This window comes from Mesorhizobium monacense, assembly GCF_056781675.1.
In genome coordinates, this window is sequence record NZ_CM165567.1 from 3822847 (window position 1) to 3835396 (window position 12550).

10 protein-coding genes are annotated in these 12550 nt (G+C 63.8%); 4 read left to right on the top strand and 6 right to left on the bottom strand.

Annotated elements, in window-relative coordinates:
• Nucleotides 1-4 precede the first annotated feature (4 nt).
• The 4 genes from AC1RUK_RS18705 to AC1RUK_RS18720 form a co-directional block, all read right to left on the bottom strand.
• Nucleotides 5-2467 (bottom strand): glycogen/starch/alpha-glucan phosphorylase, encoded by a 2463-nt coding sequence (locus tag AC1RUK_RS18705; RefSeq protein ID WP_436171621.1) that lies wholly within the window; start codon nucleotides 2465-2467, stop codon nucleotides 5-7.
• A 142-nt stretch (nucleotides 2468-2609) separates the two neighbouring features.
• Complete coding sequence (locus AC1RUK_RS18710) at nucleotides 2610-3398, bottom strand: ATP-binding cassette domain-containing protein (RefSeq protein WP_481834437.1); 789 nt, start codon at nucleotides 3396-3398, stop codon at nucleotides 2610-2612.
• Complete coding sequence (locus AC1RUK_RS18715) at nucleotides 3395-4480, bottom strand: ABC transporter permease (RefSeq protein ID WP_481834436.1); 1086 nt, start codon at nucleotides 4478-4480, stop codon at nucleotides 3395-3397. Before AC1RUK_RS18715 ends, AC1RUK_RS18710 begins: the two co-directional genes overlap by 4 nt.
• Before the next feature lie 85 nt (nucleotides 4481-4565).
• Nucleotides 4566-5543 carry a sugar ABC transporter substrate-binding protein gene (locus AC1RUK_RS18720; protein WP_481839460.1) on the bottom strand — a complete coding sequence of 326 codons (978 nt, stop codon included), beginning with the start codon at nucleotides 5541-5543 and terminating at the stop codon, nucleotides 4566-4568.
• Between the two features lie 272 nt (nucleotides 5544-5815).
• Here AC1RUK_RS18720 and AC1RUK_RS18725 point away from each other — a divergent pair, with 272 nt between their 5' ends.
• The 4 genes from AC1RUK_RS18725 (at nucleotide 5816) to AC1RUK_RS18740 (ending at nucleotide 9808) form a co-directional block, all read left to right on the top strand.
• On the top strand, nucleotides 5816-7039 hold the full coding sequence (locus AC1RUK_RS18725) for an ROK family protein (RefSeq protein WP_192183709.1): 1224 nt from the start codon (nucleotides 5816-5818) through the stop codon (nucleotides 7037-7039).
• Nucleotides 7040-7042: 3 nt separating this feature from the next.
• On the top strand, nucleotides 7043-7489 hold the full coding sequence (locus AC1RUK_RS18730) for an RbsD/FucU family protein (protein ID WP_436171618.1): 447 nt from the start codon (nucleotides 7043-7045) through the stop codon (nucleotides 7487-7489).
• Entirely contained in the window at nucleotides 7486-8409 is a 924-nt protein-coding gene (locus AC1RUK_RS18735) for a carbohydrate kinase family protein (protein WP_436171617.1), read from the top strand. Before AC1RUK_RS18730 ends, AC1RUK_RS18735 begins: the two co-directional genes overlap by 4 nt.
• Before the next feature lie 256 nt (nucleotides 8410-8665).
• Nucleotides 8666-9808 carry a DegT/DnrJ/EryC1/StrS family aminotransferase gene (locus tag AC1RUK_RS18740; protein ID WP_481834435.1) on the top strand — a complete coding sequence of 381 codons (1143 nt, stop codon included), beginning with the start codon at nucleotides 8666-8668 and terminating at the stop codon, nucleotides 9806-9808.
• Nucleotides 9809-9811: 3 nt separating this feature from the next.
• On the opposite strand, the gene cysQ is transcribed toward AC1RUK_RS18740, so the two are convergent.
• Nucleotides 9812-10600, bottom strand: coding sequence for a 3'(2'),5'-bisphosphate nucleotidase CysQ (gene cysQ / locus AC1RUK_RS18745; protein ID WP_481839459.1), 789 nt, complete (start codon nucleotides 10598-10600; stop codon nucleotides 9812-9814).
• A 10-nt stretch (nucleotides 10601-10610) separates the two neighbouring features.
• Nucleotides 10611-12548: a sulfate adenylyltransferase subunit CysN gene (cysN, locus tag AC1RUK_RS18750; RefSeq protein ID WP_481834434.1), complete on the bottom strand. Its 1938-nt coding sequence runs from the start codon at nucleotides 12546-12548 to the stop codon at nucleotides 10611-10613.
• Between the last annotated feature and the right edge of the window lie 2 nt (nucleotides 12549-12550).

Below are 12550 nucleotides of genomic sequence, written 5' to 3' on the forward strand. Positions count from 1 at the left end.
CATATCAGGCGGGCACGTTCCAGATGTCTTTCGCATATTGGCGGATCGTGCGATCGGACGAGAACCAGCCGACGCGAGCGACATTGCGGATCGCCCGCGCGTACCAGTCGGGACTGTTGCGCCAGACGGTGTCGACGTCGCGCTGGGTGGCGGCATAGGCATCGAAGTCGGCCGCCACCATGAACCAGTCGCTGCCAAAGAGGCCGTTGATCAGCTCGCGATAGCGCTCGGGATCGTCAGGCGAAAAGACGCCCGACGAGATGGCGGCGAGCGCCTGAGACAGTTCCGGCGAGGCCTCGATCACGGCGCGCGGATCGTAGCCGTTGTTGCGTCGCTCGGCGACTTCGGCGGTGGTCAGGCCGAAGATGAAGATGTTGTCGTCGCCGACACACTCCTTGATCTCGACATTGGCGCCGTCGAGCGTGCCGATGGTCAGCGCGCCGTTGAGCGCGAACTTCATGTTGCCGGTGCCGGACGCCTCCATGCCGGCGGTCGAGATCTGCTCGGAAAGGTCGGCGGCCGGCATCAAGATCTCGGCCAGGCTGACATTGTAGTTCGGCACGAACACCACTTTCAGCAGGCCGCGCACCGCCGGGTCTCGGTTGATGACCCTGGCGACGTCGTTGGCGAGTTTGATGATCAGCTTGGCATTGTGGTAGCTGGGCGCCGCCTTGCCACCGAAGAATTTCACGCGCGGCATCCAGTCGCGCTCGGGGTGCGAGCGGATCTGGTCGTAGAGCGCGACCGCCTCCAGGATGTTGAGCAGCTGGCGCTTGTATTCGTGGATGCGCTTGACCTGGATGTCGAACAGCGCAGAGGGATCGAGCTTGATGCCGAGCCGGTCGGCGACCAGGTTGGCGAGCTTGGCCTTGTTCGCCCGCTTGACGGCGGCGAACTTGTCGCGGAAGGCGGCGTCGTCGGCAAAGGCGTCAAGCCCCTTGATCGCATCAATGTCATCGAGGAAACGGTCGCCGATCGCCTCGCGGGTGAGCGCGGTGAGGCCGGGATTGCACTGGATCAGCCAGCGCCTGGGCGTGATGCCGTTGGTCTTGTTGTTGATGCGGTTGGGGTAGAGCTTGTGGAGATCGGCGAAGACCGTCTCTTTCATCAATTCGGTGTGCAGCGCCGAGACGCCGTTGATCGAGTGCGAGCCGACAAAGGCCAGGTTGCCCATGCGCACGCGGCGGTCGCCGTTTTCCTGGATCAGCGAGATGCGGCTGATCTGCTCGCCCGAGAACTTGTTGGTGGCGCGCGCCTCCAGAAGCACCTCGGCGTTGATGGCGTAGACGATCTGCATGTGGCGCGGCAGCAGCCGCTCGAACAGCGGCACCGGCCAGCTTTCCAGTGCCTCGGGCAGCAACGTGTGGTTGGTGTAGCCGAAAGTGCGCTTGGTGATGCTCCAGGCCTGGTCGAAATCCATGCCGTGGACGTCCATCAACAGACGCAACAGTTCCGGTACGGCGATGGCCGGATGGGTGTCGTTGAGATGGATCGCCGCCTTGTCAGGCAGCGACTGCAGATCGCCATATTGGCTGAGATGACGCTGGAGAATGTCCTGCAGCGAGGCGGTGGAGAAGAAATACTCCTGCCGCAGCCGCAATTCCTGCCCGGCCTTGTGGGAATCGGCCGGATAGAGCACGCGCGACAAGGCATCGGCCTTGTTGCTCTCGGCAAGCGCGCCGATGTGGTCGCCGGCATTGAACTTGTCGAGCAGGATCGGATCGATCGGCATACCGGACCACAGCCGCAGCGTGTTGACGCGGTTGGCTCGCCAGCCGACCACCGGCGTGTCGTAGGCGACGGCCAGAACATGTTCGGTCGGCTTCCAGACGTGGCGTTCGAGCCGGCCATCCTTCGAGGTGATCGATTCCACCGAGCCGCCGAAGCCGACCTCGAAGGAACGTTCGCGGCGCTCGAACTCCCAGGGGTTGCCGTGGTCGAGCCAGGTTTCGGGCAGCTCTACCTGCCAGCCATCATGGATCTCCTGGCGGAACATGCCGTTGGCGTAGCGTATGCCGTAGCCATGCGCGGGAATGTCCACGGTGGCCATGCTTTCCATGAAGCAGGCGGCAAGCCGGCCGAGACCGCCGTTGCCGAGTGCTGCATCCGGTTCGAGCCCGGCGATGAGGTCGAGGTCGACGCCGAGAGACTTGAGCGCCTCGCGCATATTGTCCATCAGGCCGAGATTGGAGAAGGCATCGCGCATCAGGCGGCCGATGAGGAACTCCAGCGACAGATAGTAGACGCGCTTTTCCTGCTGAGCGTAGGCCTCCTGCGTCGCCTGCATCCAGTGATCGACGATGCGGTCGCGCACGACTTTGATCGAGGCGGTGAGCCAGTCGTATTGGGTGGCGACGTTGGTGCCCTTGCCGACCCTGTATTTGAGGGCCAGCAAGACTTCGTCGGCGAGCGTCTTGGGGTCGGGGATTTCGAGAACGGGGGCTTGGGATGTCATCGTGCGCGTCATACTGCCTCTCGTGATCGTACCGCGATCATACCGGCTTTCACCGTCACTCCCAGCCCATCCTAGTGCATTGCAGCATATGTTCAATCGATTTAGATCGGGAAGCCACCCAGTTCCCCTGCGGCAATTTACCCATCGAGGCAGATCAGGCCGCCAGCGCATCCTCCGGCGGCTTCTTCGCGCCGGTCATGAGGGCCACGGCATCCGACATGGAAATCTGCTTCGGGTCGACGACGCAAAGGCGTCGGCCGAGCCGGTGGATGTGGATGCGGTCCGCGACTTCGAAGACATGCGGCATGTTGTGCGAGATGAGCACGATTGGCAGGCCGCGTTTCTTGACGTCAAGGATCAGTTCCAGCACGCGGCGGCTCTCCTTGACGCCAAGGGCAGCCGTCGGCTCGTCCATGATCACCACGCGACTGCCGAAGGCAGCGGCGCGCGCCACCGCCACGCCCTGGCGCTGGCCGCCGGAGAGCGTCTCCACCGCCTGGCTGATGTTCTGGATGGTCATCAGGCCAAGTTCGGTGAGCTTGTCGCGGGCGCGCTTTTCCATCGCCGGACGGTCGAGCATGCGGAACCAACTGCCGAGCGGGCCCGGCTTGCGGATCTCGCGGCCGAGGAACATGTTGTCGGCGATCGACAGCGCCGGCGACAGCGCCAAATTCTGGTAGACCGTCTCGATGCCGGCTTCGCGGGCCTCCATCGGCGACTTGAAGGCAACGGGTTTGCCTTCAAGCCGGATTTCACCCTCGTCGGGCACGGCCGCGCCGGAAATCGCCTTGATCAGCGATGATTTTCCGGCGCCGTTGTCGCCGATGACGGCCAGGATTTCGCCCGGATAGAGGTCGAAGTCGGCATTGTCGAGAGCGGTGACGCGGCCATAACGCTTGACCAGGCCGCGTGCGGTGAGGATGGGTTCTTGGGCTTGGGTCATGCCGAGATCTTCCTGATCCACTGGTCGATACCAACCGCGATGATGATGAGGGCGCCGACGGACAATTGCGTCCATTGCGGGTCCGTTCCCCAGAGCCTGAGGCCCAGCGCGAAGACGCCGACGATGAGGGCACCGAAGATGGTGCCGAGGATGGAACCGCGGCCGCCGAACAGCGAGGTGCCGCCGATCACCACGGCGGTGATCGAATTGATGTTCTCGAATTGCCCGGCCTGCGGCGAGACCGATCCGATGCGCCCGATCAGAGCCCAGCCGGCGATGGCGCAAATGATGCCCGTCAGCGTGTAGACCGCGACCAGCATCCGGCTGACGCGCACACCTGACAATTCAGCGGCTTCCGGGTCATCGCCCACCGCGTAGACATGCCGGCCCCAGGCGGTGTGGTTGAGCACATACCACGCGATTGCCGCCATGATCAGCACCAACAGCACGCCATAGGTGAAGACGGCGCCGCCGATCTTGAACGATCCGCTGAAAAACTGCAGCAGCGGCGCCGTCGCCTCGAGATCCTGGCTGCGGATGGTCTCGTTGCCGGAATAGATGAAGTTGATGGCCGCGTAGATCGACCATGTGCCGAGCGTCACGATGAAGGGCGGCAACTTCACCCAAGCGATAAGGATTCCGTTTATCAGGCCGCAAATCGCGCCGACAAGCAGCCCGACGGCAACGGCCACCGGCGCCGGAATGCCGTAGTGCATGGCAAACTGGCCCATGACGACCGAACTCAGCACCATGATGGCGCCGACGGACAGGTCGATACCGGCAGTGAGCACCACCAGCGTCTGCGCGATACCGACCATGCCGGTTATCGCCACCTGCTGGAGGATCAGCGTGAGGGTGAAGGGAGAAAAGAAGCGCCCGCCGACGACGATGGCGAACAGGATCACCGAGATGATCAGGATGATCAGCGGCACCATGGCCGGGCTTTTGTGCAGGCGGTGCTGGATGCTCTCCAGCGTCGAGCGGGAATGATGCGTATCGAATGAAGCGACGCTGCTGTCGCTTGCGGCTAGAACCGTCTCGAATTCCTGTGGTCCTTTGCCCTTGGTCGTTTCAACGGTCAATTCGGCCTCCCGCCTTATGTGGAGCGGCCGAGACCGCCCCACATTTTTATCATTGCTTTGAAATTGAGCCGATTAGGAGATCAAATCAACCCCAGCACTTGGCGAGGCCATCCTTGGTGTCGATGGATTCTACGCCCGCGGCAGGCTTGTCGGTGATCAGCGTCACGCCGGTGTCGAAGAAATCCTTGCCTTCGGTCGGCTTGGGCTTCGTCCCGTCCTTGGCGAAAGCGGCGATCGCCTCGATGCCGAGCGAGGCCATGAGCAGCGGGTATTGCTGCGAAGTGGCGCCGATCACGCCCTCGGCAACATTCTTGACGCCGGGGCAGCCGCCGTCGACCGAGACAATCAGCACGTCCTTCTCCTTGCCGACCGCTTTCAGCGCCTGGTAGGCGCCGGCCGCCGCCGGCTCGTTGATGGTGTAGACGACATTGATGTCCGGATCCTTCTGCAGGCAGTTCTCCATGGCAGTGTGGCCGCCATCTTCATTGCCGCTCGACAGATCGTGGCAGACATTGCGTGCGTCGGTTTCGTCGCCGATCTTCTTGGGATCACCGAGGTCGATGCCGAAGCCCTTCATGAAGCCTTGGTCGCGCTGCACGTCGACCGAGGGCTGGCTGGCGATCAGATCCATGTAAGCGATGTGGGCATCCTTGGCCTTGTCGCCCAAGGTGGCCTTGGCCCAGGAGCCGATAAGCTCGCCGGCCTTGAAATTGTCGGTCGCAAACGTCGCGTCGGCGGCGTCGGCAGGATCGAGCTGCGTGTCCAGCGCGATCACCAGCACCCCTGCATCACGCGCCTTCTTCACCGCCGGCACGATTGCCGCCGTATCGGTTGCGGTGATCAGGATGCCCTTGGCGCCGTCGGCGATGCAGGATTCGATCGCCGCAACCTGACCTTCATTGTCGCCTTCCGCCTTGCCGGCATAGGACTTGAGGTCAACGCCGAGTTCCTTGGCTTTCGCCGAGGCGCCTTCCTTCATCTTGACGAAGAAGGGGTTGGTGTCGGTCTTGGTGATCAGGCAGGCGCTGACATTGGCAGCGGACGCAGCCGACGCGAACGCCATCAGGCCCAGCCCGGCCGCCGCAAAAACGGTGGACTTCAACAGTTTTGACTTGGTCACGATTTTCCTCCCAGTGGAACCATTTTCGGATGCCGGCCAACCGGCACCCGCACAAGCATCCAGACGAATTCTCCCAGTGTGGACGCTGATGCCAACAGACACCAGTCAGAAGTGGCTGTCAATAATTAAATCACTCTTATTTATTATTGACACACTTGCCTCGTTCGCTCATTCTGGCCCAAAAGCAGTGTGGGGAAACGACGGGAGGAACAAGGGTGGAGACCGGCATTGCGAGGCACGGTTCGCCCGAGGCAGCCGAGAGCCGTCTGCACCGTGGCACCAACCAGAGCGGCATGCGCGACCACAATGAGCGGCTGGTGCTGTCGCTCGTGCGCCAACATGGCAGCCTGGCCAAATCCGACATAGCGCGCATGACCGGCCTCTCGGCGCAGACCGTCTCGGTGATCATGCGCGAACTGGAGGAAGACAGCCTGCTCGTCCGCCAGGCGCCGCTGCGCGGCAAGATCGGCCAGCCCTCCATCCCCATGGCGCTCAACCCCGAAGGCGCCTTCTTCATCGGTCTCAAGATCGGCCGCCGCAGCGCCGAGTTGGTGCTGATCGACTTCCTCGGCACGGTGCGCTCGATGCTGCACCACTCCTACCGCTATCCGGCGCCGCGCGAGACGGTGGAGTTCGTCACCGCCGGCATGAAGACGATGCGCGGCGAACTGACGCCGGCGCAGGACAAGCGCATTGCCGGGCTTGGCATCGCCATGCCGTTCGAACTGTGGAACTGGGCCGATACGGCCGGTGCGCCGCGCGAGGTCATGGACGAATGGCGCCATCGCGACATCCGCTCCGACATCCAGGCGCAGTGCGATTTTCCGGTCTATCTGCAGAACGACGCCACTTCGGCCTGCGGCGCCGAGCTTGTCTTCGGCCAGGCGGCGGCGCGCGACTTCGTCTATTTCTACATCGGCGCCTTTGCCGGCGGCGGCATCGTGCTCAACGGCCGGCTTTTCGGCGGTCCGACCGGCAATGCCGGGGCGCTGGGTTCGATGCCGGTGCCAGGGCCTGACGGCAAGCCGACGCAGCTGATCGACGTCGCTTCGATCGCCATGCTGGAAAAGGCGCTCAACGCGCGCGGCGTCGAGGCCTCGCATCTGTGGACCTCGCCGCAGGATTGGGGCGACATCGGCGACGAGCTCGACACGTGGATCGCCACCGCCTCCCAGGCGCTCGCCTATGCCATCGTCGCAGCGTCCTCGGTGATCGATTTCGAAGCGGCGGTGATCGACGGCTGGATGCCGCTGACCGTACGCCGCCGCCTGGTCGATGCCGTCATCGAGGCGATCGGCACGATCGACGGCGAAGGCCTCAAGCTTCCCGCCGTGCGCGAAGGCACCGTCGGCATCCACGCACGGGCGCTGGGCGGCGCCAGCCTGCCGCTTTCCGAGCGCTTCCTGATCGGCTCGACCACGATTTCCAGGAGCGCCTGAGCCATGCTGATCGGCATCCCGGCGCTGCTCGGCCCGGAGCTTCTCGCGATTTTGCGCGCCATGGGCCATGGCGATGAGATCGCGCTTGTCGACGGAAACTATCCGGCCGAGGAACAGGCGAAGCGGCTCATCCGCGCCGACGGTCATCCGTTGGTCCCGGTGCTCGACGCCATATTGAGCGTCTTGCCCGTGGACGACGCCGTGCCGGAAGCGTTGTTTCGCGCCTCGGTCAAGGGCGACCCCACGCTTGCCGATCCGGTTCATCACGAAATGGAGGCGGTCTGCGCCAGGCGCGCGCCGGGCCACAAGGTGGTTGCGCTGGCTGGCCCCGACTTCTATGCACGGGTCAAGGCCGCGCACGCGATCGTGGCGACCAGCGAACCCAGGCTCTACGCCAACATCATCATCCGCAAGGGCGTGATCTATCCGCCGGAGACCAAGAAACAATGATCCTCTGCTGCGGCGAAGCCCTGATCGACATGCTGCCGCGCACGACGACCGAGGGCGAGCCGGCCTTTGCGCCCTATGTCGGCGGCGCGGTGTTCAACACGGCCATCGCACTCGGCCGGCTGGGCGCCCCCGCGGGCTTCTTTTCCGGCCTGTCGTCGGACCTGTTCGGCGGCCAGTTCCGGGACGCGCTTGGGGCAAGCAAGGTCAGTTCGACCTACGCGCACACCTCGCCCCGGCCGACGACGCTTGCCTTCGTGCGGCTGAACAACGGCCAGGCGACCTATACCTTCTATGACGAGAACACAGCCGGACGCATGCTGACCATCGAGGACCTGCCGGAACTCGGCGCAGAGATCGAGGCCATGCTGTTCGGCGCCATCAGCCTGATCTCGGAGCCGGCCGGATCGGCCTATGAGGAGTTCATGCGGCGCGAGCAGGAGCGGCGCGTCATGATGCTCGACCCCAACATCCGGCCCAATTTCATCCCCGACAAGGCCAAGCACCTCAGGCGCATCCGCTCGATGATGGCGATGGCCGACATCGTCAAGCTGTCGGACGAAGACCTGAACTGGTTCGGCGAAGCCGGCTCGCATGAGGACGTCATCCGCAACTGGCTGGATCGTGGGCCGAAGCTGATCGTCGTCACCCATGGCAGCGAAGGCGCTGTCGGCTACAGCCGGGAGCACAAGGTCACGGTCATGCCGCAGAAGGTCACGGTGGTCGACACGGTTGGCGCCGGCGACACCTTCAACGCCGGCATCCTCGCCTCGCTGCACGAACAGGGCCTGCTCACCAAGGCGGCGATCGGCGGCCTGCCCGAGGACGCGATCCGCCAGGCTTTGGCGCTCGGCGCCAAGGCCGCGGCGGTGACGGTCTCGCGGGCCGGCGCCAATCCGCCCTGGCGGCATGAAATCGCCTGATCATTGGGAAATCGGCGTTGATCGCGGCTCAGCCCGGCTGATCACTTTATGTTTCCGAGGGCCGGAAGGCCGCGATAAATTGGCCGGGTCATACCCGACGAAGGCCGGATTTCCGGCATCTTCCGGCAATGCGGAGGAAATCGGCAGTAACAGCCTGCGACACCTAGGCAATTCGCCGTCCCGCCTGTCCGCCTTTCTCGGCTGGCTCAAGTCTGGTACCAGCGGCCGGTTAATTGGCTAGCTATTCGAGGCCTACATGCAATTCATCGATCTTGGCGCGCAGCGCGAACGAATCCGCGACCGGCTGAAAGCCGCGATCGACCATGTCGTCGAGGATGGCCGCTACATCCTCGGACCTCAGGTTACGGAATTCGAGAACAAGCTCGCCGCCTATGTCGGCACCAAGCATGTCGTGGCCTGCGCCAACGGCACCGATGCGCTGCTGCTGCCGCTGTTCGCGGCCGGCATCGGGCCGGGCGATGCGGTGTTCGTGCCGAGCTTCACCTTTGCCGCGACGGCGGAAGTCGTGGCGCTGGCCAAGGCTGAGCCGGTGTTCGTCGACGTCGATCCCGAGACCTACAACATCGACATCGCCAGCCTCGAAGCGGCGATCGCCATGATCAAGAAGGAAGGAAGGCTGCAGCCGAAGGCGATCATTCCGGTCGACCTGTTCGGGTTCGCCGCCGACTATGAGGCGATCATGGCAATCGCCGACCGCGAAGGGCTGCTGGTGATCGAGGATGCCGCCCAGTCGATGGGCGGTTCGCTCGACGGCAAGATGTGCGGCGGGTTCGGCCATGTCGGCTCGACCAGCTTCTATCCGGCGAAGCCCCTCGGCTGCTATGGTGATGGCGGCGCGATGTTCACCAATGACGATGGTATGGCCGACAAGCTCCGCTCCTTCGCCTTCCACGGCAAGGGCGAAACGCAGTACGATAATGTCCGAGTCGGCATCAATTCGCGGCTCGACACGCTGCAGGCGGCGATCCTGATCGAGAAGCTCGCCATCCTCGAGGACGAGATGGTCGCCCGGCAAGCAGTGGCCAAGCGTTATGCCGAAGGTCTCGGCGACATCGTCAAGGCGTCCCGCAATCTGGACGGCAGCCGCTCGGCCTGGGCGCAATATGCCATCGAAACGCCGAAGCGCGACGGGCTGAAGGCGCATCTGGGCGAAAAGGGCATCCCCTCGGTCATCTATTACGTGAAGCCGCTGCACAGCCAGATCGCCTATCGCGACTATCCGCGCACGCCGACCGGCCTTGCCGTTTCTGAGGAGCTACCGAAGCGCATCCTGTGCCTGCCGATGCACCCCTATCTCAGCGAAGCCGACCAGGACCGGGTCATCGAGACGATCCGCAATTATATCGGCTCGAATTCGGCGCACGTCGCGGCGGCTTGACCGTCAGGCTGCGCCGGCGCTCTTCCCGCTGGCGATAAAATGCGGGTTGGCGAAGTCCGCGTCGTCAGCTTGCTTGCGCTTGCCATAGGCCAGCGGCTTACCGTCCAGCGTACGCGTCACGCCGCCCGCGGCGCGCAGCACAGCGTCGCCGGCCGCCGTGTCCCATTCCATGGTGCGGCCGAAGCGCGGATAAATATCGGCCTCGGCCGCCGCGACGAGGCAGAACTTCAGCGACGAGCCGACCGAGACGATCTCCGCGGCGCCAAGATCACGGATGAAGGCGTCGGTTTCCGGCGTATTGTGGGAGCGGCTGGCAACGACGGCAGGCGGCTCAGCGGCCGGTCGTGCCGAAATCGGCCGGCGGCCGACGATGCGATAGTCGCCATCGACTTCGATTGATTCCGCCCTGCCAGGCCGTCCGGAGAAGAAGCGTCCGGTGCAGGGCGCGAAGACGACGCCGACTTCCGGCACGCGGTGGCGGACAAGCGCGATGTTGACGGTGAAATCGGTCCGGCGGTTGACGAACTCCTTGGTGCCGTCGAGCGGATCGACCAGGAAGAAGGCATCGCCGAGATCGCCCGGCATGACGCCGGCCGAAGCTTCCTCTTCGGCTACGCAAGGAATTTCCGGAAATGCGGCGCGCAGGCCGGCGAGGATGATCTTCTCGCTCTCGCGATCGGCTTCGGTCACCGGCGAACTGTCGGACTTGCGATCGACCGCGCAGCCCTCATGAAAGACGCGCATAACCTCGCGACCGGCCTCCAACGCAAGGCGCTCGAATACGCCGAGCATTGTTTCGTCGTCAGATACCGCCGCCGTTGTCGTAATGGTCTTCGGCAATGTCGCGCTCGTTCAGCCAGAGTTCCAGGGCCTCTACCATCTCCTCGGCCGACTTGCCGAGTGTCTTGAGATGGATTTCAGGTTTTTCCGGAGCTTCATACGGTGAATCGACGCCGGTGAAATTCTTGATCTCGCCATTCAGCGCCCGTGCATAGAGGCCCTTCGGATCGCGCCTGGCGCATTCCTCGAACGGCGTGTCGACGAACACCTCGATGAATTCGCCGTCGGCCATCAATTCCCTCGCCATGCGCCGCTCGGCGCTGAACGGGGAGATGAAGGATACGATGACGATCAGCCCGGCGTCAGCCATCAGGCGGGCCACTTCGGCGACGCGGCGGATGTTTTCGACGCGGTCGGCATCGGTGAAGCCGAGATCGCGGTTGAGGCCGTGGCGAACATTGTCGCCGTCCAGGATGTAAGTGTGGCGGCCCGAAGCGAAGAGCTTCTTCTCGAACAGATTGGCGATGGTCGACTTGCCCGAGCCGGAAAGCCCGGTGAACCAGAACACGGCGGGGCGCTGGTTCTTCAAGTCGGAGCGGCCATGCTTGCCGACATCGAGCGACTGCCAGTGGATGTTTTCGGCACGGCGCAGCGAATGCAGGATCATGCCGGCGCCGACCGTGGCGTTGGTGATGCGGTCGATCAGGATGAAGGCGCCGGTGGTGCGGTTCTCGGCAAAGGTGTCGAAGGCGATCGGCGACCGGGTCGAAATGTTGCAGATACCGACTTCATTCATCTCCAGCGACTTCGCCGCCTCATGGGCAAAGTCGTTTACGTTCACGCGGTACTTCAGGTCGGTGACGGTGGCGCTGGTCTGGTCGGTCTCGGTGCGCAGGATGTAGGAGCGGCCGGGCAGCAGGGCGTGTTCGTCGAACCAGACGATGTTGGCGGCGAACTGATCGGCGACCTGCGGTCTGGCTGCCGGCGATACCAGCATGTTGCCGCGCGAGACCTCGACCTCGTCGTCGAGCACCAAGGTGATGGCCTGGCCGGCAACCGCCTGGCTGAGGTCGCCGCCATGCGCGACGATGCGCCTGACACGCGAGGATTTGCCGGATTTGGCGACGACAACCTCGTCGCCCTGCGCGACCGTTCCGGACGCGATGGTGCCGGCAAAGCCGCGGAAGTCGAGATTGGGACGGTTGACGTACTGCACCGGGAAACGGAACGGCAGTTCGGCGGCGGCTTCATCGACCGACACGTTTTCGAGATGCTCGATCAGCGTCGGGCCGGAATACCATTTCGTCTTGTCGGAGCGGCCGGAGACGTTGTCGCCGTAGCGCGCGGACATCGGGATCGGCACGACCGTCTGGAAGCCGAGTTCCTGCGAGAACTGCCTGTAGTCTTCGATGATCCGATCGAAGACGCCCTGGTCGAAACCGACGAGGTCGATCTTGTTGACGGCGAGCACGATGTGGCGAATGCCGAGCAGCGAGGCGATGATCGAATGACGCCTGGTCTGGCGCAGCACGCCCTGGCGGGCGTCGATCAGCACGATGGCGAGATCGGCGGTCGAGGCGCCGGTCGCCATGTTGCGCGTGTACTGTTCATGGCCGGGCGTGTCGGCGACGATGAACTTGCGCTTCGGCGTGGCGAAGAAGCGATAGGCGACGTCGATGGTGATGCCCTGCTCGCGCTCGGCCTCAAGGCCGTCGACCAGAAGCGCAAAGTCGATGTCGTCGCCGGTGGTGCCGTGCTTGCGCGAATCGCGCTCGAGCGCGGCGAGCTGGTCCTCGAAAATCTGCTTGGTGTCGGACAGCAGGCGGCCGATCAGGGTCGACTTGCCGTCATCGACGGAGCCGCAGGTGAGGAAGCGCAGCAGCGACTTCTTCTCCTGCGCCGCCATGTATTCGCGGATGCTGTCGGTCGGGGCGAGGCTCTTGGCCAGGATGTGGCGCATGC

Bases quoted from the DNA above. Each gene is read 5' to 3' on its own strand.
- AC1RUK_RS18705 (WP_436171621.1), bottom strand. From the start codon at position 2,467: ATGACGCGCACGATGACATCCCAAGCCCCCGTTCTCGAAATCCCCGAC.
- AC1RUK_RS18710 (WP_481834437.1), bottom strand. From the start codon at position 3,398: ATGACCCAAGCCCAAGAACCCATCCTCACCGCACGCGGCCTGGTCAAG.
- AC1RUK_RS18720 (WP_481839460.1), bottom strand. From the start codon at position 5,543: ATGGCGTTCGCGTCGGCTGCGTCCGCTGCCAATGTCAGCGCCTGCCTG.
- AC1RUK_RS18730 (WP_436171618.1), top strand. From the start codon at position 7,043: ATGCTGATCGGCATCCCGGCGCTGCTCGGCCCGGAGCTTCTCGCGATT.
- AC1RUK_RS18735 (WP_436171617.1), top strand. From the start codon at position 7,486: ATGATCCTCTGCTGCGGCGAAGCCCTGATCGACATGCTGCCGCGCACG.
- AC1RUK_RS18740 (WP_481834435.1), top strand. From the start codon at position 8,666: ATGCAATTCATCGATCTTGGCGCGCAGCGCGAACGAATCCGCGACCGG.
- cysQ (WP_481839459.1), bottom strand. From the start codon at position 10,600: ATGCTCGGCGTATTCGAGCGCCTTGCGTTGGAGGCCGGTCGCGAGGTT.
- cysN (WP_481834434.1), bottom strand. From the start codon at position 12,548: ATGCGCCACATCCTGGCCAAGAGCCTCGCCCCGACCGACAGCATCCGC.